23 protein-coding genes are annotated in these 24,542 nt (G+C 63.8%); 12 read left to right on the top strand and 11 right to left on the bottom strand.

The window, feature by feature from the left end; translation table 11 throughout:
* Position 1: 1 nt before the first annotated feature.
* From lepB to NHH88_28545, 3 genes are all read right to left on the bottom strand, one after another.
* Entirely contained in the window at positions 2 to 685 is a 684-nt protein-coding gene (lepB, locus tag NHH88_28555; GenBank protein USX13556.1) for a signal peptidase I, read from the bottom strand.
* A 63-nt stretch (positions 686 to 748) separates the two neighbouring features.
* Positions 749 to 2,515, bottom strand: coding sequence for a gamma-glutamyltransferase (gene ggt, locus NHH88_28550; GenBank protein USX13555.1), 1,767 nt, complete (start codon positions 2,513 to 2,515; stop codon positions 749 to 751).
* Positions 2,512 to 3,024, bottom strand: coding sequence for a hypothetical protein (locus NHH88_28545; GenBank protein ID USX13554.1), 513 nt, complete (start codon positions 3,022 to 3,024; stop codon positions 2,512 to 2,514). Before NHH88_28545 ends, ggt begins: the two co-directional genes overlap by 4 nt.
* A gap of 156 nt (positions 3,025 to 3,180) precedes the next feature.
* Between NHH88_28545 and NHH88_28540 the strand changes: the two genes are divergently transcribed.
* Entirely contained in the window at positions 3,181 to 3,447 is a 267-nt protein-coding gene (locus NHH88_28540) for a hypothetical protein (GenBank protein ID USX17464.1), read from the top strand.
* 91 nt (positions 3,448 to 3,538) lie between these two features.
* On the opposite strand, the gene rpoH is transcribed toward NHH88_28540, so the two are convergent.
* The 5 genes from rpoH to NHH88_28515 all read right to left on the bottom strand — a co-directional run bounded on the left by rpoH (position 3,539) and on the right by NHH88_28515 (position 8,540).
* On the bottom strand, positions 3,539 to 4,432 hold the full coding sequence (rpoH, locus tag NHH88_28535; protein USX17463.1) for an RNA polymerase sigma factor RpoH: 894 nt from the start codon (positions 4,430 to 4,432) through the stop codon (positions 3,539 to 3,541).
* A 347-nt stretch (positions 4,433 to 4,779) separates the two neighbouring features.
* Positions 4,780 to 5,700 carry a permease-like cell division protein FtsX gene (ftsX, locus tag NHH88_28530; protein USX13553.1) on the bottom strand — a complete coding sequence of 307 codons (921 nt, stop codon included), beginning with the start codon at positions 5,698 to 5,700 and terminating at the stop codon, positions 4,780 to 4,782.
* Positions 5,697 to 6,353, bottom strand: a complete 657-nt coding sequence (locus NHH88_28525; GenBank protein USX13552.1) for an ATP-binding cassette domain-containing protein — start codon at positions 6,351 to 6,353, stop codon at positions 5,697 to 5,699. Before NHH88_28525 ends, ftsX begins: the two co-directional genes overlap by 4 nt.
* Before the next feature lie 37 nt (positions 6,354 to 6,390).
* Entirely contained in the window at positions 6,391 to 7,473 is a 1,083-nt protein-coding gene (gene ftsY, locus NHH88_28520) for a signal recognition particle-docking protein FtsY (protein ID USX13551.1), read from the bottom strand.
* 119 nt (positions 7,474 to 7,592) lie between these two features.
* On the bottom strand, positions 7,593 to 8,540 hold the full coding sequence (locus NHH88_28515) for a MerR family transcriptional regulator (protein USX13550.1): 948 nt from the start codon (positions 8,538 to 8,540) through the stop codon (positions 7,593 to 7,595).
* Between the two features lie 275 nt (positions 8,541 to 8,815).
* Between NHH88_28515 and NHH88_28510 the strand changes: the two genes are divergently transcribed.
* The 8 genes from NHH88_28510 to NHH88_28475 are packed head-to-tail and all read left to right on the top strand — an operon-like array spanning position 8,816 to position 15,858.
* On the top strand, positions 8,816 to 10,105 hold the full coding sequence (locus NHH88_28510) for an FAD-dependent oxidoreductase (GenBank protein ID USX13549.1): 1,290 nt from the start codon (positions 8,816 to 8,818) through the stop codon (positions 10,103 to 10,105).
* Positions 10,095 to 10,904: a DUF1365 domain-containing protein gene (locus NHH88_28505; protein USX13548.1), complete on the top strand. Its 810-nt coding sequence runs from the start codon at positions 10,095 to 10,097 to the stop codon at positions 10,902 to 10,904. The genes NHH88_28510 and NHH88_28505 overlap by 11 nt, the downstream gene beginning before the upstream one ends.
* Positions 10,901 to 12,175 carry a cyclopropane-fatty-acyl-phospholipid synthase family protein gene (locus tag NHH88_28500; GenBank protein USX13547.1) on the top strand — a complete coding sequence of 425 codons (1,275 nt, stop codon included), beginning with the start codon at positions 10,901 to 10,903 and terminating at the stop codon, positions 12,173 to 12,175. The genes NHH88_28505 and NHH88_28500 overlap by 4 nt, the downstream gene beginning before the upstream one ends.
* Before the next feature lie 2 nt (positions 12,176 to 12,177).
* Positions 12,178 to 12,750, top strand: coding sequence for a chalcone isomerase family protein (locus NHH88_28495; protein USX13546.1), 573 nt, complete (start codon positions 12,178 to 12,180; stop codon positions 12,748 to 12,750).
* Complete coding sequence (locus NHH88_28490) at positions 12,747 to 14,072, top strand: MFS transporter (protein ID USX13545.1); 1,326 nt, start codon at positions 12,747 to 12,749, stop codon at positions 14,070 to 14,072. Before NHH88_28495 ends, NHH88_28490 begins: the two co-directional genes overlap by 4 nt.
* A gap of 15 nt (positions 14,073 to 14,087) precedes the next feature.
* Positions 14,088 to 14,642, top strand: coding sequence for a DUF3833 domain-containing protein (locus NHH88_28485; GenBank protein USX13544.1), 555 nt, complete (start codon positions 14,088 to 14,090; stop codon positions 14,640 to 14,642).
* A 5-nt stretch (positions 14,643 to 14,647) separates the two neighbouring features.
* On the top strand, positions 14,648 to 15,427 hold the full coding sequence (locus tag NHH88_28480) for an SDR family NAD(P)-dependent oxidoreductase (protein USX13543.1): 780 nt from the start codon (positions 14,648 to 14,650) through the stop codon (positions 15,425 to 15,427).
* Positions 15,424 to 15,858, top strand: coding sequence for a nuclear transport factor 2 family protein (locus tag NHH88_28475; protein USX13542.1), 435 nt, complete (start codon positions 15,424 to 15,426; stop codon positions 15,856 to 15,858). The genes NHH88_28480 and NHH88_28475 overlap by 4 nt, the downstream gene beginning before the upstream one ends.
* A 181-nt stretch (positions 15,859 to 16,039) precedes the next feature.
* Here NHH88_28475 and NHH88_28470 read toward each other — a convergent pair whose 3' ends face one another.
* Together NHH88_28470 and NHH88_28465 are read right to left on the bottom strand one after the other, a co-directional pair.
* Positions 16,040 to 16,954 carry an AEC family transporter gene (locus NHH88_28470; protein USX13541.1) on the bottom strand — a complete coding sequence of 305 codons (915 nt, stop codon included), beginning with the start codon at positions 16,952 to 16,954 and terminating at the stop codon, positions 16,040 to 16,042.
* A 2-nt stretch (positions 16,955 to 16,956) separates the two neighbouring features.
* Complete coding sequence (locus NHH88_28465) at positions 16,957 to 17,952, bottom strand: TauD/TfdA family dioxygenase (protein ID USX13540.1); 996 nt, start codon at positions 17,950 to 17,952, stop codon at positions 16,957 to 16,959.
* 508 nt (positions 17,953 to 18,460) lie between these two features.
* On the opposite strand from NHH88_28465, the gene NHH88_28460 reads away from it, so the two are divergent.
* From NHH88_28460 to NHH88_28450, 3 genes are all read left to right on the top strand, one after another.
* Positions 18,461 to 20,113: a methyl-accepting chemotaxis protein gene (locus NHH88_28460; protein USX13539.1), complete on the top strand. Its 1,653-nt coding sequence runs from the start codon at positions 18,461 to 18,463 to the stop codon at positions 20,111 to 20,113.
* An 812-nt stretch (positions 20,114 to 20,925) separates the two neighbouring features.
* Positions 20,926 to 22,002: a porin gene (locus NHH88_28455; protein ID USX13538.1), complete on the top strand. Its 1,077-nt coding sequence runs from the start codon at positions 20,926 to 20,928 to the stop codon at positions 22,000 to 22,002.
* Positions 22,003 to 22,089: 87 nt separating this feature from the next.
* Positions 22,090 to 22,620 carry a hypothetical protein gene (locus NHH88_28450; GenBank protein USX13537.1) on the top strand — a complete coding sequence of 177 codons (531 nt, stop codon included), beginning with the start codon at positions 22,090 to 22,092 and terminating at the stop codon, positions 22,618 to 22,620.
* A 112-nt stretch (positions 22,621 to 22,732) separates the two neighbouring features.
* On the opposite strand, the gene NHH88_28445 is transcribed toward NHH88_28450, so the two are convergent.
* On the bottom strand, positions 22,733 to 24,433 hold the full coding sequence (locus NHH88_28445; GenBank protein ID USX13536.1) for a thiamine pyrophosphate-binding protein: 1,701 nt from the start codon (positions 24,431 to 24,433) through the stop codon (positions 22,733 to 22,735).
* Between the last annotated feature and the right edge of the window lie 109 nt (positions 24,434 to 24,542).

Below are 24,542 nucleotides of genomic sequence, written 5' to 3'. Positions count from 1 at the left end.
ATTACGGCGCCTTGTACAGGCTCATGCCGAACCGTTCGGTGCGCGGCAGCCAGTTGCCCTTGATGTCGGCCGAGGCCAGCACGCGCTCGGCGCGGCCGATCAGCAGCGCGCGCGGCACCAGGCCGATGTAGCGCGAGTCCTCGCTGTTGTCGCGGTTATCGCCCAACATCATGTACTGGCCGGGTGGCACGGTGACGGCGGCGAAGTCGCGCCGCGCCATCACCTGCGGCAGGATCTGGATCGCGTGGCTGCGGCTATCGCCGCCCAGCGATTCGCCCAGGCGCACGGCTTCGGTGTCGCCGATGCCGGCCAGGGTTTCGGTGGCGGTGCCGATCGGCGCGTAGTCGGCCGGCTGTCCGTTGATGACCAGGCGCTCGTTGCGCATCTCGACGCGGTCGCCGGGCAGGGCGATGATGCGCTTGATCAGGCGCGTGCCGTTCTTGGGCGAGGAGAAGGTGACGATGTCGCCACGCTTGGGTTCGCCCGTTTCGCCGAGCACGATGTCGGTCAGCGGCACCTTGACGTTGTAGGCCAGGCGGTTGACGAAGACGACGTCGCCCTCGAGCAGGTTGGGGCGCATCGATGCGGACGGGATCGGATTCCAGTCTGCGACGGCGGTACGGAAGATCCCGAACAGCATCAGGAACATCAGAAAGCCTTTATTCGCGCGCAGCCATTTGTTCATCACGTCTCCGATTTATGTGGGGTGGGGGAGACGTCATCATGTGGTGAAAAAATTAATCCGGGCTTAGTGTGGTTTTTTCTGCACCAGCGCGCTGCCGACGCCGTGGCGGCGGCCTTCGCTGACGGCGGTGACGGTCCCGTCCGGGTTGAACACCAGCGCGTTGGCGGCGCCGATTTCCTCCGGCGTTGCGCTCCAGCGCTGGCCGCTCCTTTCCAGCGCCGCCGCCTGCGCGCCGCCCGGGAAGCCAGGCTCCACATCGGTCGCTTCGCCGTTGCGCTCGGACAGGCGAGGCGCGTTCAACGCGTCCGGCATCGTCATCCCAAAGTCGACGTGGTTGACGATGGTCTGCAGCACGGTGGTGATGATGGTCGCGCCGCCCGGACTGCCGATGGAGAACGCCGGCTTGCCGTTCTTGAAGGCCAAGGTCGGCGACATGCTGCTACGCGGCCGCTTGCCCCCCTCCGGCACGTTGGGACGCGGGCCGGAGAAATCGAAGTCGGTCATCTCGTTATTGAGCAGGAAGCCGTAGCCCGGCACCACGATGCCGCTGCCGCCCCAGTCCTCGATGGTGTAGGTGTAGGCAACGATATTGCCGTCCTTGTCCGACACCGTCAGGTGCGTGGTGTGCGCGCTTTCCTTCAGCATTTTGATGGCGGTGGCGGGACGCAGCGGCACACTCTGGTCGGTTTGGAAGGCATACGGATCGCCGGCCATCGCCGGCCTGCGCGCCTGGGCGACATCGATCTGCTGGCGGCGCAGCGCGGCGTAGTCCTTGCTCAGCAAACCGGCAACCGGCGCGTCGACATACTCAGGGTCGGCCAGGTAGGCGTTGCGGTCGGCGAAGGCCAAGCGGCTCGCCTCCAGATACAGGTGTTCGGCCTGGGCGCGCGGCATAGCCTTCAGGTCGTAGCCTTCAAGAATGTTGAGCGCTTCGGCGATGGCGATGCCGCCCGAACCGGGCAGCGGCATGCCGTAGATGTCGTAGCCGCGATAGGTGCTGTGCACCGGCTGCCGCAGGCGCGCTTCGTAGTTGGCCAGATCGGCCAAAGTCATATTCCCTCCCCGGACCCGCACACCCGGCGCGGAGGCCGGCCGGTTGACCGCGTCGACCACGGCGCGCGCCATTTTGCCCGAGTAGAAAGCCTTGACGCCGCCTGCGGCCAGTTCGCGATAGGCCTTGGCCAGATCGGGATTGCGCAGGGTGCCGCCGGCCGCAATGGCCTCGCCGTTTTTCAGGTACAGCGCGGCGGTGGCGGGGAACATGCCGAACTTGGCTTTGTTGTCCCCCGCCATGCGCGAGAAATTCTCGCTGATCTCGAAGCCGTTGCTGGCGACCGCGATGGCCGGCGCCAGCACCTGCTTGAACGACATCGAGCCGTAGCGGTCCAGCGCCTCGTGCCAGCCGCGCACCGTGCCCGGCACGCCGACCGACATGCCGCTGTCGCGCACCGTTTCGAATTTCATCGGCGTGCCGTTTTCCTGGAACACCGTGGGCGTGAAGCCGGCCGGCGCCGTCTCGCGGTGGTCGATGGTGATGACGCGCTTGTCCCTGGCCAGGTAGATCACCATGAAGCCGCCACCGCCGATGCCGCAACTGAACGGATCGGTCACGCCCAGCGTGGCGGCGGCCGCGACGGCGGCGTCGATGGCGTTGCCGCCCTGGTTGAGGATGGTCAGTGCGGCTTTCGATGCCGGCTCGCTGATCGTGGCGACGGCGCCCCCCGTGCCGGTGGCGACCGGGGTTTTGGTCCATGCCGCGGACGGCAGGACCAGGGTGACGATAATCGAGTAGAGGAGGACGGTGCGGGCGGGACGGGTTTGAGGTGTCATGAGGGGCGCGGTGTCGGGTCTGAGGGTGGCGTGTTGCTCACTCTCAAGCTTACCCGATAATCCGGCGCCGGTTCATTTTTGGCGGGGACCGCTTGCGGTTCGACGCCGGCCAGGGCGAAAGTCAGGCCGTCCTGGGTCACGCTTGTTTTGCCGTTGGGCATGCTGTCCGACAGCACGAAGTTGCTGGTCGTGCCATCCGCCTTGGTCAGGGTGAAGCTGTAGCTGATGTAGCCGGCCCAGACGCAGACGGCGCCGACGCGGCAGCGACTGTCGTTGACGCGCTCGAGCTTGACGGTGGGTGCGGTGGCGCCGCCGGCGATGCCCTGGGTGGCGGCCGGGGTGATGACGGCGCTGGCGCCTTGTTGCAGCACGTAAGTGGTGTTGAACGGTTTGTTGGCGGCGGCGCCGGCCGTGGCGCGGCTGTTGGCGGTGCCGCAGGCGTACAGCATGGCCATGACGCCTATTAGCAAGGGCAGAACGATCAGCTGCCGCAGTATTGTCTTGATCATATGCGACCTCTTGAATGCAACGTGGCCGTTAGCTTAGCAAAAGTATCATTTTGGCGGCGCACGAACCGCATGCCGCCACGGTTTGCTCAATAAAGGCCACGCGGGGTGGATAAGCTGCGTAGAATGTCTGCTCTGAATTATTTTTGGATTAAAGACATGAAAAAAACTGGCCTGGCGAAGAGTGATGCCAAAAAATTGATGGGCAAGATGGCCGGGCCGAGCGCGGCGACCTTTGGCAAAGTGGCCGAGGTGGTCGACAAGCGCGAGCAGCGCCGGCTCGATCAGGCGGCCGGTTTGGTGCCGTTCGCGGTGAAGTTGAACAGTGAGCTGGTGGCGCAGCTGAACGCGCAAGCCACGGAGCGCGGTGTTGATATGAATCAGTTGGTGGCGGAGTTGTTGGCCAAGGGGTTGGCCGCCGAGTGAGCCGCGAGGCAACCCCAAAAAGTTCGGGGTCGTACCCTTTCGGGTACGACCCCTGTTCGCCGCAGTGCGGGTTGAACGGTTGCTGCTGCCCCTACACGTAGGCGGCCAGCGAGCCTTTCATTTTCTTCAGCGCGGCCGATTCAATCTGGCGGATGCGCTCTGCCGAGACGCCGAACTCGTCCGCCAGCGTGTGCAGGGTGGCGCCGGAGCCGTCGTCGTTGGCCAGCCAGCGCGCTTCGACGATGCGGCGCGAACGTGGATCCAGCTTGCCCAGCGCCTGCTCCAGACCTTCCGATTGCAGACGGGTGACCTGTTCCGCTTCCAGCACGCGGGTCGGCTCGCTCTGCTCGGACGACAGGTAGGCGATCGGGGCGAACTTGTCGTCTTCGTCGTCGTTCGGCGATTCCAGCGCGATGTCGCGACCGCTCAGACGGGTTTCCATCTCGATCACTTCTTCGCGTTTGACATCCAGCAGCTTGGCCAGGTTGTCGATCTGCGCCGGGCTCATCGCGTCCAGGCCGGTCTTGTGGCTGCGCAGGTTGAAGAACAGCTTGCGCTGTGCCTTCGTCGTCGCCACTTTGACCAAGCGCCAGTTTTTCAGGATGTACTCGTGCATCTCGGCTTTGATCCAGTGCATCGCGTACGACACCAGGCGTACGCCCTGGTCCGGGTCGAAACGCTTGACGGCTTTCATCAGGCCGATATTGCCTTCCTGAATCAGGTCGGCGTGCGGCAGGCCATAGCCCAGATAGCCACGGGCGATCGACACCACCAGACGCAGGTGCGACAACACTAGCTCCTGCGCGGCGCCCAGGTCATTGTTGTCCTTAAGGCGCTTGGCCAGCGAGATTTCATCGTCGTGCGTCAGCATCGGCAGGCGATTGACGGCGGAAATGTAGGCGTCCAGGTTCCCCAGGTTGCCAGTGAACCCGAGTCCTAAAGCGCCCTTGTTGGTGGGGACCAACGCGGCAGGTGCGGACATCATAGTCATTTTCATTCCTTCGCTCGAAAATTGCCAAGTCTTGTAGTGCCCGAGGGCCACAAAGACAGAAAATATTGCTTAATTACCATTTCTGCGGAGTGTTATGAACTCTGCAGTTTTCATATATTAGCACTCTCCTCGGTTGAGTGCCAATCACCTTATTTTTATCGCCACGATAGTGAAAATACTATCGGGTTGGTATGAATAATGGCTTTTGATAAATCAAGCATGCGCCACGGAGCTTAGGCCTGACTTAATGGTGGTTCGGGGAGATGATTACATGGTAGGCGGGTGCGACGACCGTTTCCGTGCGCGAGCGCACGGAAAGGCGGACAGAATTAACTCAGCAATTAATTCAGGCGGGACAGGTGGCGCTGCACCGACAGCAGCGCGGCGATCAGGCCGAGGCCGGCCGAGAGGGCCAGCAGGCAGGCCATCATCACGGGTTGCAGCGGCGTGAGCTGGAATTCGGATGCGTACAATCTTGCGAATTCTGCAATCGCGGTGTTCAACGGGCGCAGCGCCAGCGCCACGGCGCCCAGCGCCAGGCCGCCGGCGCACAGGCCCAGCAGCGCGCCCGTGTAATAGAAAGGCCGGTGGATGAAACTGTCGGTCGCGCCGATCAGCTTGGATACCAGGATTTCTTCCCGCTGCGTCATCACCTGAAGGCGGATGGTGTTGAAAATGACGGCCACCACCACCGTGCCGAGGGTGACCGCCAGCAACAGCAATCCCAGATGCAAGATATTCAGCAGCGCGGCCAGCCGTTTTACCCAGGCCGAGTCGACCTGCACCGTGTCGACGCCCGGCAGGGCGCGGATTTGCTCGGCCAGCTGGTCGACGTCGCCGCCGGACTGCGCCAGACGGAAGGCGTCCAGCTTGAGCACATAGCTGTCCGGCAACGGGTTTTCGCCCAGGGTGGTCAGCACGTCGGCCAGGCCGCTCTTTTCCTTCATGCCTTCGAGCGCTTTTTCACGCGAGGTGAAGATGATCTTGGCTTGTTTATCCGGCAAGGTCTGGCGCAGTTGCACCGCCAGCGCCTCGGCCTGGTCGCGCGGCGTTTCCTGTTTGACGAAGACGCTGATTTCCGGATCGACCGACAATTGCTCGGACATGGGGCGAACGTTGTCGAGCAGGGTCACGCCGGTGAACGGCAGGGCCAGCGCGATCGCCACCACGATGATGTTGAACAGGAAACTGCCTGGCGAGCGGCGCAGATGGACCAGCGCGGCGGACAGCGCGTAACGGTGTTGGCGGAACCAGTACGTCATGCCGCCACCTCCAGTTGACCCTGGTTAAGATGGATGACGCGGGCGGCCGCGTCGAGCATTTGCTCGTCGTGGCTGGAAATGAGGCAGGTGACGCCGACCGAATGGAAGGCCTTGAGCGCGTCGAGCACCTTGTTGGCGCTGGCACGGTCGAGGTTGGCGGTCGGTTCGTCGGCCAGGATCACTTGCGGCCGGTTGACGATGGCGCGCGCGATCGACACGCGCTGCTGCTCGCCGCCGGACAGGGCCAGCGGATGGGAGCTGGCGCGGTCGGCCAGGCCGACCTTGTCGAGCGCGGCGCGGGCGCGTTGCTCGGCCTGGTGGTGCGAGGCGCCCGTCACCAGCAGCGGCAACATGACGTTGGCGAGGATGGTGCGGTCGTTGAGCAGGCGTTGTTGCTGGAAAATCAGACCGAGATTACGTCGCAGAAACGGCACTGCGGCCGGCTTGATGCGGGCGATGTCCTGGCCGTTGACGATGACGTGGCCGGACGTGGGCCGCTCGATGGCGGCGATCATCTTCAGCAGCGTGGATTTGCCGGCGCCCGAGGGGCCGGCAAGAAACACCAGTTCGCCTTTTTCTACCGTGAGCGAGATGTCGCGCAGCGCCATCGCGTCGGGGGAGTATTGTTTCGAGACGTTCCGGAATTCGATCATGTAATGGGGGTTATCCGAGCAATTATGTGGGCAGCAACTACGGCAGCAAAGCGTCGACGAACTCGGCGGCCACGAACGGCTGCAGGTCCTCGATTTTTTCGCCGATGCCGATGAAATACACCGGCACCGGACGCACGCGGGCGATCGCCGCCAGCACGCCGCCCTTGGCGGTGCCGTCCAGTTTGGTGATCACCAGGCCGGTCAGCTTCAGGGCGTCGTCGAAAGCTTTCACTTGCGCCAACGCATTTTGCCCGGTATTGCCGTCGATAACCAGCAGCGTTTCGTGCGGTGCGCCGTCCATGCCCTTGCCGATGACGCGCTGCACCTTTTTCAACTCTTCCATCAGATGCAATTGGGTCGGCAGGCGGCCTGCGGTGTCGATCATGACCACGTCCAAGCCGCGCGCCTTGCCGGACTGCACGGCGTCGAACGAGACGGCGGCCGGGTCGCCCGACGCTTGCGAGATGACGGTGATGTTGTTGCGCTGGCCCCAGACCATCAATTGCTCGCGGGCGGCGGCGCGGAAGGTGTCGCCGGCGGCCAGCAGCACCGATTGGCCGTTCGATTGCATGTGCTTGGCCAGCTTGCCGATGGTGGTGGTCTTGCCGGCGCCGTTGACGCCGGCGATCATCATGACCATCGGTTGATGGCGGCCCAGCTCGAATGGACGCTGGAGCGGTGTCAGCAATTCGACCATCAGCTGCTTGAGCGCGGTCTTGACGGCGGCGGCGTCGAGCAGCTTGTCGTCCTTGACCTTTTGCCGCAGGGCGTCGAGCAGGTATTCGGTGGCGTCGACGCCGGCGTCGGACATCAGCAGCGCCGCCTCGAGCTCGTCGTACAGGTCGTCGTCGATCTTGGCGCCGACAAACAGCAGCGACAGGTTATTGGAGGTTTTGGACAGGCCGGCCTTCAGCCGCGTCATCCACGACTGCTTCTGCGCCGGTTCCTCGATCGGCATCAGCGCATCCTGGACATAGCTGTCGACGATGGCAGGCGGAGCGGGAGTGGAAACAGGGCTGGAAATCGGCTTGCGAGCCTGGCTGGCAACTGGCGCCGGCGCGGGGATCTGGACCTCTGGCGCCTCGGGGGCGACAGGTTTTTTCTTGAAGAAACTAAACATGGATATGTGGTTGGGGGCGCTTCAAGCTGATGTCCGGCAGCGCCGGACACGGGGAAATGCGGCTATTTTACCAGAGCGCGGCCGGGCGGCCGTGGGCCGCTACCGGAATGACAACTTTTTCAGCCGGTCGCGACGTTGGCGTTGCGCATGCGCCATTCGGTGATGGCGGCGCTGATGTCGGACAGCGCGAACACGCGCACATAGGGCGGACGGCGCCGTTTGAGCGCGGCGTTGCCGCCGCCGGCCCACAGTTCGACGCTGCCGTTGAGGCGGGTATGCAGCTCGGCCAGGCCGTCGAGCGCCTGGCGCGGATTCATCGCCACCGAGAACGATAGCGCGATGATGTCGACCCGCTGCACCCGCGCCGCTTCGACGATGTCGAGCAGCGGCGTTTGCACGCCCAGCGAGATGCAATGCGCCCCTTCTGCCACGCACATGGCCTCGGCCATCAGCAGGCCCAGCCCGTGTCGCTCCTGCGGCAGGGTGGTCAGCATGATGCGCGGCGCGCCCAGGTTGCTGGCGGCCGCCTGCGGCATGGCGAAGATGGCGCTGCGCATCACCACCGTCAGCGACTCGGTATACAAGTGTTCCTCGAACGTGGCCAACTGGCCGCTGGCCCAGGCGTCGCCGACCAGGGTGGTCAGCGGCGCCACCAGGTCGATGACGAAACTCTTCAAGCCCATCATCAGCAAGGCTTGCGACAGTTGCCGGCGCAGCGCTTCCATTTGATGGGTTTTGCACAAGTCGAGATAGCGCTGCAGTTCGGGCGGGGGCAGCGACGGGCCGTTGGCGCCGCCGGTGGCCTGGCCGGTCAGCGTCTGCAATTCCTCCGCGCTGAACTGGATCACCTTGCCGGGACGGAAGCCGAGGTCGATCAAGCGCTTGACCAGACGCAGTTTTTGCACCTGTTCGATCGGGTAGACGCGCTCGCCGTTGGGGTCGCGCAGGGGCTGGGGGAAGTCGTAGCGACGTTCCCAAACCCGCAGGGTTTCCTTGGCAACGCCGGTGTCTCGCTCGACGTCGCTGATCGTGCTAGGAACTGGTTGTGAAGAAACAGTAGTTGTCATTAGAGAATCTTAAGCGGCTGCCGTTGTTCGACAGTCGCGAGTGTTGGCACAGGGTCGGGGTGCACGGCGCTGGAAGCGGTTCTGATCCGGCGCGACCTGCATTTTACCTTCGTTTTGCGCCCAAAAGTTTCCACATCCAAAGCTCATTTTGGTGCGTATAAGCAGTACTAAAGACCTTGTCCACGACATGCAGTTGACATTGAGAACTAATTAACAGATTATCGCCTTTGCCCATGAATTGTCCTGGACAAAATATTTTGTAACGGTGGAAAATAATGAAAATAGCTGTTGTTGGCAGCGGAATTTCCGGTCTCTCCTGCGCCTATCGGCTGGTTCAGGGTGGTCATGAGGTCGTGCTGTACGAGGCCGGCGCGCACTTTGGCGGTCACAGTAATACCGTGGATGTGACTTTCGGTGGCGAAACCCACGGTGTCGACACTGGTTTCCTTGTTTTCAATCACCATACCTACCCCCAACTGACCGCGCTGTTCGCCGAACTGGCGGTCGACACGGCCGCCAGCGACATGGGTTTTTCCATCAAGCTACCGGTCGGCGGCCGTCTGCTGGAATGGGCCGGCGGGAATCTTGACCAGGTATTTTGTCAGCGAAGCAACTTGTTGCGTCCGGCGTTCCTGCGCATGCTGCGCGACATCCTGCGGTTTAATAAAGCCGCGACGGCGCTGGCGCAAGCACCGCGGTCGACGCCGCAAATTTCTCTTGGATCATACCTTGATGCGCAGGGTTACAGCGCACAGTTTTGCAACTGGTATCTGTTGCCGATGGCGGCGTGCATCTGGTCGTGCCCGTCAGAGCAGATGCTTGCCTTCCCGCTGGCCAGCTTTGTCCAGTTCTGCCACAACCACGGCCTGCTGCAAGTGAACGACCGGCCGCAATGGCGCACGGTGCGCGGCGGTTCGCGCCAGTATGTCCAGCGCCTGCTGGCCGGCATCCCTGGGCGGCATCTGAATACGCCGGTGACGGCGGTCGCGCGCACCGCGCACGGTGTGGCGCTGCGCTCGGCGCAGTTCGATGCGCATTTTGATGAGGTCGTGCTGGCCACCCACAGCGACCAGTCGCTGGCGCTGCTGACCGACGCCAGCGACGAGGAGCGCGGCGTGCTGTCGGCGGTGGGCTACCAGGCCAACCGCGCCGTGCTGCACACCGATACCAGCTGCCTGCCGGAGAACCGCAAGGCCTGGTCGGCGTGGAACTACCAGGGCAGCGGCGATGGCGGCGACCTTGGCAACCCGCCGGCGCGCGTGTGCGTGCACTACCTGCTGAACAAACTGCAGCCGTTGCCGTTCGAGCAGCCGGTGATCGTCTCGCTCAATCCCCTGGCGCCGCCCGACCCGCGCAAGGTGCTGCGCGAATTCGACTACGCCCATCCGGTGTTCGACGCGGCGGCGGTCGACGCGCAACAGCGCCTGCCGCACATACAGGGCCGCAACCGCGTGTGGTTCGCCGGCGCCTGGACCGGCTACGGCTTCCATGAAGATGGCCTCAAATCGGGGCTGGCCGTGGCGTCGGCCATTGCCGCACGCGCGCAGGTGGCCCATGCCGCCTGACCTTTCAGCACCTTCGGCCGCGCCGCAGCTTTGCTTCGGCCAGGTGCGGCATCAGCGTTTGCGGCCGGTGCGGCATGGTTTTCAATACGGGATGTACTTCATCCGGCTGCCATTGCGGACGTTGGGACAACAGGATTTCGGCTGCCGCCTGTTTGCGCGCAACCGCTTCAATCTGCTGTCGTTCCACGACGCCGACCATGGCGACGGCCGCCAGCCCTTGCTGCAGTGGCTCGATGGACTGCTGGCGGCGGAGGGCGTGCACGATGCCGACGGCGAGGTCTGGCTGCAAACCATGCCGCGCGTGCTGGGCTACGTGTTCAATCCCGTCTCGTTCTGGTTCTGCCATCGCGCCGATGGCTCGCTGCGCGCCATTGTCGCCGACGTGCGCAACACCTTCGGCGAGCGCCATTGCTATCTGTTGGAGAACGGCGGCGCCATCGGCGCCGGCGAGGAACTGGCGGCGCGCAAGATCTTTCACGTCTCGCCGTTTTGCGAGGTGCGGGGCGGCTACCGCTTCCGCTTTTTCCGGGGCCGGCGCGCCGAAGGGCCGCACGCCGGCCGCGAACAAACGCTGGCCTGCATCGATCACGACGACGGCGTGGGGCCGTTGATCGAAACCAGCCTGTCCGGCCGCGCAGGACCGCTGGACAACCGCAATACGGCGCGCGCCTTCTTCACGTATCCGCTGATGACCATCGGTGTGATCGTCCGCATCCATTGGCAGGCCGCCAGGCTTTGGCTCAAGCGCGTGCCATTCTTTTCAAAACCACTACCGCCTCAACAGAAAGTATCACGATGAGTACAGAATCCCTCGCCACTGCGGCCGCGCCGCTGTCCGCGCCATTGTCCGCGCCGTTGTCCGCGCCGTTGTCCATTCATGTCCCCGCGCATGGAGGGAAGACGCCGGCCGCCGCCAGCGTGATCCTCAAGATGCTGCGGCGCCTGAAGCACGGTGCGCTGTTGCTGCAGCGGCCCGACGGCGGCTTCGAGGTGTTCGGCGACGGCTCCTTTCCGATCGCGCTGGAACTGAAGAACTGGAATCTGTGCGGCGCCGCCATGCGTTCCGGCGATATCGGCTTTGCCGAGGCCTTCATCGACGGCGACTGGAAGACCGATAACCTGAGCGGCTTGATCGAACTGTTGATACGCAACCGCGACGAATTCGAGCAACTGGTCTACGGCAGCTGGTGGGGCAGCCTGCTGTACCGCCTCAAGCATCTGATGAACCGCAATTCGCGCGCCGGCAGCCGCAAGAACATCCACGCCCACTACGACATCGGCAACGCCTTCTATCAGTTGTGGTTGGACCCGACGATGACCTATTCGAGCGCGATCTTCCGCGACGGCGACGGCGGCGACCTGGCCGCCGCGCAGTTGGCCAAGTACCGCCGCATCGTCGGCGCCTTGAACCTGGGACAGGGCGCGCGCGTGCTGGAAATCGGTTGCGGGTGGGGCGGTTTCGCCGAGACGGCCGCGCGCGAGGCGCAGGCGCACGTCACCGGCCTGACCTTGTCGACCGAGCAGCTGGGCTATGCTAAGCAGCGGCTGGCCAGGGCGGGACTGGCCGCGTCGGCCGACCTGCGGCTGTGCGACTACCGCGATTGCGACGGCCAGTTCGACGCCATCGCATCGATCGAGATGTTCGAGGCGGTTGGCGAGAGCTATTGGCCCAGCTACTTCGCCTGCGTGGCACGCAATCTGAAGCAGGGCGGGCGCGCCTGCATCCAGACCATCACCATCGACGACGGCTTGTTCGAGCGCTATCGCAAGGGGACCGACTTCATTCAGCAGTACATATTCCCCGGCGGGATGCTGCCGTCGCCGTCGGAGTTCCGGCGCCAGGCCGGCATGCACGGTTTGCGGGTGGTCGACGAATTCTGCTTCGGCATCGACTACGCCGACACGCTGCGGCAGTGGCGCGCCAGCTTCCTGGCCCGGCGCGCGGAGGTGGAAGCGCAGGGCTTCGACCAGCGCTTCATGCTGACGTGGGAATTCTACCTGGCCTATTGCGAGGGCGCTTTCCGCGCCGGCAACACCGACGTGATGCAGTTCACGCTGGTGAAGGATTGAGGGTGCGCGCGACGTCGCGGGCCTGGCGGTTCGCCTTGGCGGCGCTGTGTGCGCTGATGCTGGCGGGCGGGCCGTCCGCCCGGGCGGCGGAGGCGCCGGCCCACGTCGAGCGTGAGCTGGGCGCCGCGCGGCTGGCGGGGCAGGGCGTGTTCACCTATTTCGGGCTGTCGATCTACACCGCCGAATTGTGGGTAGGCCCCAAGGGATACCGGCCGGCGGCAAAGGAAGCCGCGCCCTACGTGCTGGATCTGCGCTACGCGCGTGCGCTCGACGGCCGCAGGATCGCCGAGGCCAGCGCCGCGCAGATGGAAAAGATAGGCGCGGGCAGCGCGGCGCAGCGTGCCGCGTGGCTGGCAAAGATGCAGGCCATTTTCCCGGACGTGAAGGAGGGCAGCCGCTTGAGCGGCCTGTTCCTGCCGGGTGAGGGCGTGCGCTTCTACCGCGACGGCAAGCCGCTGGCGACGGTGGCCGATCCGGCGTTCGCGCAGGCCTTCTTCGGCATCTGGCTCGATTCCGCCACCACCGCGCCCAATCTGCGCGAGGCGCTGCTGCGCGACGCCGCGCCCAAATCGTGAATCCCGATTGCACACCCGCCGCCCCTGCCGCCGTTGCCGCTGTCGCCGGAGGGGATGCCACGCGCGCGCCATCACCATCACCATCGCTGTCGTTGGTGGCGATGCTGTATTACGGTGTGTTCGGCCTGCCGCTGGCGATGCTGGCGCTGCCCATCTATGTGTATGTGCCGCAGTTTTACGCCCAGCGCGGCGCGTTGACCCTGGCCGTCATTGGCGCCGCGCTGCTGGCGGCGCGCACGGTCGCCGCGTTTATCGATCCGCTGCTTGGCTGGTGGATCACCCGGGCGGGCGGCGCCTACCGGCGCTCTGTGCTGATCGCGCTGCCGCTGCTGATCGTGGGCTACGCCATGCTGTTTCATCCACCGTCGTTGACCGGCGTGCCGGCGCTGTGCTGGTTCCTGTTGTCGCTGATGCTGGTGTACACGGGCTTCAGCCTCGCCACCATCGCCCATCAAAGCTGGGGCGCCGCGCTGACCCAGCTGCCGGGCGAGCGCTCGAAACTGGCGGCCGTGCGCGAGAGCTGCGGTCTGCTCGGCGTGATGACGGCCGCCGTGCTGCCCGCAGTCTTCAACTACGATGCATTGAGCTATGCCTTCGCCGCGACGTTATTGGCGGGCGCCGTATGCCTGCTGTACAAGGCTCCCCAGCCGCCCCGCGCCGTCAACGACGTGGCGCCGGCGGTTCCCCTGCGCTTTGCCGAACTGTCCGCGCCGTTCAGGCAGTACCGCTTCCGCGCGTTGTTCCTGGTGCTGATGGTGAACGGCGTCGCCGCCTCGATTCCCGCCACGCTGTTCCTGTTCTTCGCCGAGGACCGCCTGAAGCTCGGTTCCAACGCCGGCCTGTTCCTGCTGCTGTACTTTGCCAGCGCGGCCGCGTCGATGGCGGCGTGGCCGGTGGCTGCGCGGCGCCTCGGCGAGGCCCGGGCCTGGGTCGCCAGCATGCTGCTGACGGCCGCCGTCTTCGTCTGGGCGTATTGGCTGGGGCCTGGCGACGCCGTGTCCTTCGGCGTCATCTGCGCCATCTCCGGCCTGGCGCTTGGCGCCGATCTGGCGCTGCCGCCGGCGCTGCTGGCAGGCGTCATCGCCAGCGCCGGCGACAGCGGCCGGCGCGAGGCCGCCTATTTCGGCGTGTGGAACTGGGGCGTTCAAATGACACTGGCGCTGGCGGCCGGCGTCGCCTTGCCCGTGCTCGAGTGGCTGGGCTACATGCCCGGCACGGGGCAGGGCCTGGGCGCGCTGTCGTTCGCCTATGCACTGCTGCCTTGCTGTTTAAAACTGATCGCGGCCGCGCTGTTATGGCGCGCGCCGTTACGCGATTGCTGAACTGGAGACCACACAATGAAAATAACCCGCCTTTGCGCCGCCGCGGCAATCGCCTGTGCGTTCCTGCTGAACGGCTGCTCGCTGCCGGTGCAGCCGGAGCACTACGCGCAGGAGACGCCCAAGCTCGATATCCAGCGCTACTTCAACGGCACGCTTGACGTGCACGGCATGTTCCAGAACCGCGCCGGCACGGTGGAGAAGCGCTTCACGGTGCTGATGCGCTGCAGCTGGAACGGCGATGTCGGCACGCTCGACGAGGAATTCGTCTACTCCGACGGCACCAAACAGCGGCGCGTCTGGACCTTGCGCAAAACCTCCGAGGGCCGTTACATCGGCACCGCACCGGACGTCGTGGGCGAGGCGAAGGTGGAGGTGTCGGGCAACGCGATGCGTTTGCAATACGTGCTGGCGCTGCCGGTCGGCGACAAGGTCTATAACGTCGACTTCGACGACTGGATGTATCTGATCGACGACCGCGTGATGCTCAATCGCGCGCAGATGAGCAAGTTCAATTTTGGCCTCGGCAGCCTGACGGTGGTGTTCAACCGCCGCGACGGGCAGGTGCGCTGATGGCGATGAATAGCCTCATCCTGGACTGGGCCGATCAATACGTCTGGATTGTCGGCGCCTCGACCGGCATCGGCGCCGCCACCGCCCGGCTGCTGCTGGAGAAGGGCGCGCACGTGGCGCTGTCGGCGCGAAGGCAGGAAGCGCTGGAGGATCTGGCGGCGGCCGACGCCGATGCCCAGCCAAGGACGTTGGCGCTGGCGCTGGATGTCACCAACCACGCCAGCGTGGCGCGGGCGCGCGACGATATCCTGGCCAGTTGGCCGCGCATCGATCTGGTGCTGCTGGTGGCCGGCGGATATAACGAAATGCGCGCCGACAGCTTTGATCTGGAGAAGGCGAATCAGCTGATCGATTTGAATCTGCGCGGCGTGTTCAATTGCCTGGCGCCGGTGCTGCCGATGCTGATCAGGCAGGGCAGCGGCGGCATCGGCATCGTCAGTTCGGTGGCCGGATACAGTGGCTTGCCGAAGGCGCTGGTCTACGGGCCGACCAAGGCGGCGCTGATCAACCTGGCCGAGTCGCTGTATTTCGACCTGCATCCGAAGGGCATCGGTGTGTATCTGATCAATCCGGGCTTCGTCGACACGCCGCTGACCAAGGGGAACGATTTCCCCATGCCGGGATTGATGCAGCCGGCCGACGCGGCGCGTGAACTGGTTAGGGGGATGGAGCGGGGTGCTTTCCATATTCATTTTCCGAGGAAGTTCACCAACACGCTGCGCTTCGCGCGGCTGCTGCCGTATCGATTGTATTTTTGGCTGATCGCCAGGGTGACGCGCTTATGAACGAGATGCCGGCGGCTTTGCATCGCTTGATTGTGTTTTACGAGACGCTGACGCCGGGGACGGTGTCGGGGATCGCCGATGTGTATGCGGCCGACGCGGTGTTCAAGGACCCGTTCAATGAGATCCGGGGACACGCGGCCATCATCAAGGTGTTCGAGCATATGTTCGTGCGTTTGCGCGAGCCGCGTTTTGTCGTCGTCGAGCATATGGGGCGGGGCGACCAGGCGTTTTTGACGTGGGAGATGCAGTTCCGGTTTGTGCGCTGGCCGGAGCAGCCGCAGGTGATACGCGGCGCCACGCATGTGCGGTTCGACGGCGAGGGCAAGGTCGTGCTGCACCGAGATTATTGGGACGCGGCCGAGGAGTTGTACGAAAAGCTGCCGGTGCTTGGATCGTTGATGCGCTATCTAAAACGCGCGGCCTCGCGATGATGGCGGGGACGTCGGCGGCTCATCGATGGCGGATTACGCCGTTCCGGCTAATCCGCCCTACGTGGAACTGGTGTCCTCACGCTCTACCTTATAACGTCGACCTGCGCATGATCTAAAACACGTAGGGCGGATTAGCGCGCAGCGCGTAATCCGCCAGATTCCGCCCGCGCCTCATCCATCGCTACGCCATCCACTGCATGAAATGCCGGCTCAGCGGAACGGTCAGCGCGGCCAGCAGCGTTTGCAGCGTGATCAGCGACGCCATCAACCTCGTGTCCCCGCCCATCTGCTTGGCCATGATATAGGCGTTGGGCGCGGTCGGCAGCGCGCAGTAAAAGCATGCCGCCAGCGCCACCGGCGCCGACACGGCAAACATCAAACACACCTTGGCGGCGATCAGCGGCATGGCGACCAGCTTGAGCAGCGACGTGAACCCCAACGCCAGCGGCCGCAAGCCTTGCAACGAAAACACCAGCCCGCTGCCGACGCAGATCAAGCCCAGGCACAAGGCCGCCCGTCCCAGGATGTCGAGCGTGTTCATCAACGGCGGCGGCATCTCCAGGCCCGACAAGCTGAACGCCACGCCGGCCAACGTCGACAGGATGATGGGATTACCCGCCAGCGCCTTGAGGATCTTGCCGAAGTCGGTCGGCACGCCGCTCCACCACGACAGCGCGACGACCGAGATGATGTTCACCACCGGCAGGCACAGCGCCAGCGACAGCATCACCAGCGAGGCCGTCGGCGGGGCGAAAAACATGCTCGAGACGGCGATGCCGAAATAGGTGTTGGGCCGCATCGCGCCCTGGACCACCGACGAGCGCGCCGCGTCGGGCAGGGCGCGCGCCGCCAGCAGCGCCAGCACGGCGGCGACGACGATCAGCGCCGTCGGCAACAAGGTGGCCAGCGCCAGTTCGCCGAGCTCGCCGGAGCGGAAGCTCAAGCGGGCCGTGCCGGCGAACAGCAGCGCCGGGAAGCAGATGTTGTATGAAAACTTCTCGATCGACGGGAAGAAGGCGTCCGGCAGCCATTCGTAGCGACGGATCGCCACGCCCAGCAAAATAATCAGGAAAACGGGAATGATGGCTGCGAGCATGCTTAATCTGCCGAGATGCCGGACGGGCCGATACGGTCCGCGTTGGGCGTGTTGGAAATGCGGATGCGGATCAAATGCCGATCCGGATCGCTGTATTTGGCGCGGCCGTGCAGTGTACGCTGGTTGTCCGCCCACAGCAGTGTATCGTCCGGCAACTGCCGATGGAAGCGCGGAGCGCGCCGCTCGACGATTTCGTTGACCAGTTCCAGCGCGGCGACCAGTGCGTCGGTGCGCAGTTCCGGCCGCGCGGCCAGGCCTTTGAGGATGGAATCGTAGCGCCAGCGCATGGCCAGCGCGCCGTCCAGCCCGGCCGGCCGGTGGAACACCGGCGCCATGTGGTATTCGACCTGTTCGTCAGTGGCCGCGTACACCGACGGCACGCGAAACGGCAGCGGCGTCTCGCTGAGCAGCGCGTAGGCGGTGCGGCCCTCTTCACTGCGCTGCAGCTCGGCGTGGACGTCTTCGACATCGATCAACAGCGATTCGCCGCCGTTGCAGCGCGCGGCCGCGACCACGTACAACAGAAACTGCTCTTCAGGCATCGGATAAAACGAAGAGTCGGTATGCATGTCGGCCCCGCCGACGCGCTCGGAGAAGGTCACAAAGCGCGATTGCTGCTCGCTGCCGGCGCGGGCGCGCACGTCCCAGGCGACGCGGCGGGTGCGCTGGTCGGTCGAGGTCGGAAAGCCCTGGCACAGCGCGATCGCGTACAGCACGGCGTTGCGCTGGGCCTCGCCGAGCGCGCCCAGGCCCAGGTTGGTAATGGCCATGCCGCGCGCCTTGAAGCGGCGGATCATCCCGCTCAGCTGGTTCAGCGCCGGCACGGCGCGCAGCTCCCGCTGCAGCCGTACTTCGTCCGGATGGGGATAGAAGCCGTTGCCGTTGAAATCGCTGAAGTGGCGCGTGACGATGTCGACGATCAGTTTCAGATCTTCCGCCCAAGGGAAATCGCGCTGGGCGACGATGATGTTTTGCGGTTGTGCGTGTGTGGCCGGCATGCAATTCGTCCTATATCAATTTCCGTTTGGAAATAACGGCCCGGATATTAACTTTAGGAAATATTGCTAAGCAAGCCTGGGGTTTTACGTAACTGTCGACCCTTTCACCTATGAGAAATGGTGTTTTTGCTGAAACATTGAGCAATCGTTCATACGAAATAATCTGTTGCGGTGCAGCCTTATAACAAATATGTCCATGTGGAAACTACGTAGCGTCCGTGCGAATGTTGGTGGAATTGATAATGTGCAACCGATTGTTTGGCATCGATTTTGACGAACATTTGCTCGGTTTTCCTAGGAAACATGCGGTGTCCGGCGGATTGCCGGCGCCAGGGCCGATGCGGGGTTAACGTTTCAAGCAGGAAATGTTGCAATGAAGTAGCATATTGCCTTATGGAAATTACAGCTTAGTTACCTTCTTGCTAACGCTGGTGCGGCTGCCGTTGCCGTCTCGTTTAGATGCGCCGAACCCCGCCCGCGTGAACGACCTCTTTTAAGGAATCACACTATGAAATGGCTACAAGGCCTCAAATTGGCCACCAAATTGGGCATGGCGTTCGCTGCCGTGCTGCTGCTGACCGCCGTGGTCGGCATGTTCTCGATCGCCAAGCTGGCGCAAGTCAACGCCACCGCGTCGGAACTGTCGTCGCGCTGGATGCCGGCCATGCGCGTGGTGCAGGATCTCAAGGCGCAGGTGGCGCGCGTGCGCACCCGCGAGTTCCAGTACATCATCTCCAGCGAACCGAGCGAGATGGACAAGTACGACAAGGTGATCGCCAACGATCTGGTGGACCTGGGCAAGATGCAGGCCGATTACGCCAAGCTGATCTCCACCCCGGAGGAGAGGCAGTTGTATGACGGCTTCCTGTCGATGTGGGACCGTTATATGGTGGAGGACGGCAAGATCCGCGCGGCCATGCGCGCCGGCGACGACGCCGCCGCCAAGGCGCTGATCCGCGGCGAGTCGAACAAGCTGATCGTGTCGCTGCGCGGCCAGATCGACAAGCTCGTCAAGCTGTACGGCGACGGCGGCATCGATGCCGCCAGTCGCGGCGACGCCACTTACGCGTCGGCCCGCCTGTGGATCATCGCCCTGCTGGCCGGCAGCGTGGTGCTGGGCGCCCTGGGCGCGATGTCGATCACCAACTGGCTGGTCAAGCGCCTCGGCGGGGAGCCCGACTACGCGGTGCGGATCGCCGGCCAGATCGCCGCCGGCCAGCTGACGGTCGAGGTGCACACCCATCCGAACGACCGCGACAGCCTGCTGTTCGCGATGAAGTCGATGCGCGACAGCCTGGCCGATATCGTCGGCCAGGTGCGCGCCGGCACCGACACCATCGCCACCGCGTCCGGCCAGATCGCCGCCGGCAACGTCGACCTGTCGTCGCGCACCGAGCAGCAGGCCAGCTCGCTGGAGGAGACGGCCGCCTCGATGGAGGAGCTGACCGGCACCGTACAGCAGAACGCGGCCAGCGCCAGCGAAGCCAACGAGCTGGCGCTGAGCGCGTCGGCCGTGGCGCAAAAGGGCGGCGCCGTGGTGTCGCGGGTGGTCGATACGATGGGCTCTATTAATCAGTCGTCGCGCAAGATCGTCGACATCATCGGCGTGATCGACGGCATCGCCTTCCAGACCAATATCCTGGCGCTGAACGCCGCCGTCGAGGCGGCCCGGGCCGGCGAGCAGGGGCGCGGCTTCGCGGTGGTGGCGTCCGAGGTGCGCAACCTGGCCCAGCGCTCGGCGGCCGCGGCCAAGGAAATCAAGGAATTGATCAGCGATTCGGTCGACCAGGTCGAGGCCGGCAGCAGGCTGGTCGAGCAGGCCGGCGCGACGATGGAGGAGGTGGTTGTCAGCGTGCGCCGCGTGACCGATATCATGAGCGAGATCACCTCGGCCGGCCAGGAGCAGCGCGCCGGCATCGAGCAGGTCAACGCGGCCATCGCCGAGATGGATGCGGTGACGCAGCAAAACGCGGCGCTGGTGGAGGAGGCCACGGCCGCCTCCCACAGCATGCAGCAACAGGCCGGCGCGTTGGCCGCCCTGGTGGCGGTGTTCCGGCTGGAACCGGCGTCGGCGGACCGGCCGGCGCTGCGCGCGGTGCCCGGCGGCAGCCGCGAAGTGCCGGCCGCGCGCCTGCCGGTGCCTGCGCGCCGCCGCGCCTAAGGACATGGATCTGAGCGCATGCTATGAGTTTTACTCATGCATGGAAGGGCGCTGGCGCAAGCGCCATCTCCCTTCTTTGGGGCAACAATGTGTCGGATTGGTGCGCGATGTGTCGTTTATGTGCAACACGTAGCAATTTCTTACAAATTCCTGATGCACTGCAATAGTTGCCCTGCGGACAGAATTTATGACTAGTTTACTCCTGTAACACTATGATCATTGTTGGTTTGGTGGCTATTTTGCTGTATTTCCACGCCAAACATTCCCTCTGGTTGTTAGCTTATTACCATTGAGTGCGAAGGTTCCTGCGGGGGCTTCAGTATAAAATAGCGCCAGAAATAGCAAAGTGGCTATTTTTACTTGGTCCGACAACGATGTAGTACGCATGCATTGATCTTGCATTTGTCACTAGGGCGACCCGCAAAACGGGTTGCTGCATGAAGTTCATCGTGCGGAAAACTGGGCTAGTTCGCTTGCTCGGCATGAAATATTGCGATGCGTTAAAATACGGGTGTTTTGAAAATCTGACAAGGATAAGGACGTTGCAAGATGAACGTTTTTGCACTTGATGGAGTCGTCAAGCATCAGTATAGTGCCGCCTCCGGTGCGTTTGCGCGCCGCGAACCTGCAAGCGTCGATTAAATCGGCCGCAACTTAAGTGAGCGCGTTCCGCCTGATGGGACCGCACAGTGGCAGCTGGGGAGTTTGCCCTCACGCACATACGGCGCCTGCTGGTGACGCCGATAAGCACCGTATTTAGCCGCACTACTAGCTATACCTTTTTACAGCAACACAACTGAAGGAAACACGTAATGAAAAAATCCCTGATCTCCATCGCCATCCTGGGCGCCCTGAGCAACGTAGCTATGGCGCAATCGAATGTCACCATGTACGGTATCGTCGATGCCGGCCTGACCTCCGAGCGTGGCGGTGCTGCTGGTAACAAGACTGCGGTACAGAGCGGCGTGGCTTCGGCTTCGCGTATCGGCTTCAAAGGCACCGAAGACCTGGGCAGCGGTCTGAGCGCGATCTTCAAACTGGAAGCTGGCGTTAAAATCGACGACGGCACCCTGGACAACGGCAACAACCGCCTGTTCAACCGCGAAGCCTACGTTGGTCTGAGCTCGAAGACCGCCGGTACCCTGACCATCGGTCGTCAGTACACCCCTTACTACGAAACGCTGCGCGACGTGGCTGACCCGTTCGCAATGGGCTACGCTGGTACCGCTAAAAACCTGTTCCCAGTCGCTGGTAACATGACCCGCGCCGACAACGGCGTTGTGTACAAGACCCCATCGATCTACGGTTTCTCGGCTGCTGCTTCGTACAGCCTGGGTGAAGTTGCTGACGACTCCGGCGCACAGCGTCAACTGGGCGCGTCGGTTGGCTACACCAACGGTCCTCTGAACGTTGCTGTCGCTTACAACAACCGTAACAACGACACCGCTGCTGTTAAAACCAACGGTATCGGCCACAACACCCTGGTTGCCGCTAACTACGACTTCAAAGTTGTTAAAGTTTTCGCAGCCTACGGTCAAGACAAGGGCCAGAACAGCGCGCCTCTGGCTAACGCTACCAACCCATTCGGCTACACCGTTGCTCCAGTCGCGTCGCAAGACAGCGCTGACGCACTGGTCGGCGTAACCGTTCCAGCCGGTAACGGCGTGGTGATGGCTTCGTACATCCGTAAAAACGACAAAGAAGTCGCTAACAACGATGCAAGCCAGTGGGGCGTTGGCTACTCGTACAACCTGTCGAAGCGCACCAGCGCTTACCTGGCGTACGCTAAAATCAAAAACAAAAACGGCGCAGCTTACACCGTTGGCAACAACACCGAAGTTGGCACCGGCGACAAAGCCTTCAACATCGGCGTGAAACACAGCTTCTAATCTGTTCATTCAGAGTTAGTATCAACAACGGCTGCCTGGTGCAGCCGTTGTTCTTTTCTGAAAGCGGTTTTATTGATGACGACGACCATGATGATGAAACGACGCGCCGTATTCGCCGGCGCCATGCTGATCGCCTCGTGCGCCGTGCTGGCCGCGCCCAAGGCGGCGCGCAAGCCGCCCGCCAACGCCGGCCTGCCGCGTTACGGCATGGTGGTGTTTTCCGATTTGTGCATCAACGCCGAGAGCGGCGAATTCGGCGGCCAGCGCATCACCTTGCAGCGTTTCGCCGAGGTCGATACGGTGCTGTACGAGTACACGGCGGGCGGCTTGAGCTGGCCGGTGGTGGCCAGCGACGTCAATATCGATCCGCGTGGGCGGCAGATGTATTTCACCGTGCGCCCGCCCGATGAGGAAGAGCGCACGATCAGCGGCAAGATCGCCGACGGCGGCAGGACCCTGGTGCTCGATGGCGGTTATTGCGGCGACGAGGCGGTGCCGATGCGGCTGCCGCTGGTGACCGACTTCGGACGCAAGGCCGGCACGTGCAAGGTTTGCCCGCAGGCGAAGAAGGATAAAGAGAAGGTGGAAGAGGCGCCGTCGAACCAGGCGCCGTCTTGATCGTTAGCTAACCCGCACCCCCGTGCGGGGTCGTACCCATCGGGTACGACCCCTAAGCGGCGACCCACGCGTATCGCTAAACGCATACGGTTTGAGCCGGTCCGCCAGCGAATTACGCTTTTTTGGCCGCTTCGGCGTTTTTGCGGATCGTTTCCAGCGTGGCGCCGGGCGTGATCAGGTTGCCGTCGTAGCGCAGCTCGATCAGCGACGGCAGGTTGCGGCTGTTGGCGTGCGCCAGCGCGCGCTCCAGCGCCGGGCCGAAGTCCGCCGTCTTGTCGACCACTTCCCCATGCGCGCCATACGCCACCGCCAGCGCGGCGAAATCGGGATTGTGCAGCTCCGTGCCCGATACCCGTCCCGGATAGTCGCGCTCCTGGTGCATGCGGATGGTGCCGAACATGCCGTTGTTGAAGACGATGATGACCACCCCCGCCTTGTACTGCACCGCCGTGGCCAGCTCCTGGCCGTTCATCATGTATTCGCCGTCGCCGGCGAAGGTGATCACCGTGCGCTTCGGGTCGATGATCTTGGCGGCGACGCCGGCCGGCACGCTGTAGCCCATCGCGCCGCTGGTCGGCGCCAATTGCGTGCGCATGCCGCCGTAGCTGTGGAAGCGGTGCGCCCAGGTGGCGTAGTTGCCGGCGCCGTTGGTGATGATGGTGTCGTGCGGCGCGATCTTGTCGATCTGCTGCACCACCTGCCACAAGTCCAGCGGCGCTTTGCCGTCCTGGAAAATCGCCGGTTGCTGCTGCCATGCCGCCAGATCGGCCTTCGCTTCGGCCACTGAGGCGCGCCACGCGCCGGCATCGACCGGCGCCATCGCCGCCAGCATGGCCGCGATCTGCGGCATGCCGCTGTTGATCATCAATTCCGCCTGGTAGACGCTGCCGAGTTCCACGGCGTCCGCGTGGACGTGGATCAGGCGCTGCGCCGGCACCGGCGCGGAAATCAGCGCGTAGCCGCCGGTGGTCATCTCGCCCAGGCGCGGGCCGATGGCGAGGATGACGTCGGCCTCGCGCACGCGCGCCGCCAGCTTGGGATTGATGCCGATGCCGACATCGCCGACATAATTAGGATGGGCGTTGTCGAGCAAATCCTGGAAGCGGAACGCGCAGCTCACCGGCAGCTCGTTGGCCTCCGCGAAGCGCTGCAGGTCGGCGCAGGCTTGCGCGTTCCAGCCGCCGCCGCCCAGCAGGACCAGCGGCTTTTTGGCGCTGGCGAGCATGGCGCGCAGCACGTCGATCTGCGCGGCCGACGGCGAGGCTTGCACCGCCTGGTAGGCGCGCGTATCGGCGACCTCGGCCGTATCGATCAGCATGTCCTCCGGCAGCGCCAGCACCACCGGGCCGGGACGGCCGCTGGTGGCGACCTGGAAGGCGCGCGCGAGGTATTCGGGAATGCGCTCGGCGCGGTCGATCTGCGCCACCCATTTGGCCATTTGGCCGTACATGCGGCGGTAGTCAATCTCCTGGAAGGCCTCGCGGTCGATGAAGTCGTTGCCGACCTGGCCGATGAAAAGGATCATCGGCGTCGAGTCCTGGTAGGCGGTGTGCACGCCGATCGAGGCGTTGGTCGCGCCCGGGCCGCGCGTGACGAAGCAGATGCCCGGCTTGCCCGTCATCTTGCCGTAGGCGTCGGCCATGAAGGCGGCGCCGCCCTCCTGGCGGTTGATGATGAAGCGGATGTCGGAGTCGTGCAGCGCGTCGAGCACGTCCAGGTAGCTTTCGCCGGGTACGCCGAAAGCGGTGTCGACGCCGTGGATCTTCAGGGCGTCGACCAGGATCTGGCCGCCGGTGCGGGTTGGGTGCGTCATGTTCTCGCCTCAAGGGGGTATAGGTAGCATGATTCTACGGCCGGGTAGTGGGCGGCGCTTTTCTAATGGCGACATCAAATTATAGAATCGGCGTGCGGCCAACCCGCAC

The organism is Oxalobacteraceae bacterium OTU3CAMAD1 (assembly GCA_024123915.1).
GTDB lineage: Bacteria > Pseudomonadota > Gammaproteobacteria > Burkholderiales > Burkholderiaceae_D > Rugamonas.
The sequence above is the reverse complement of the archived record's forward strand: the minus strand, read 5'-3'. Positions and strand labels throughout refer to the sequence as shown.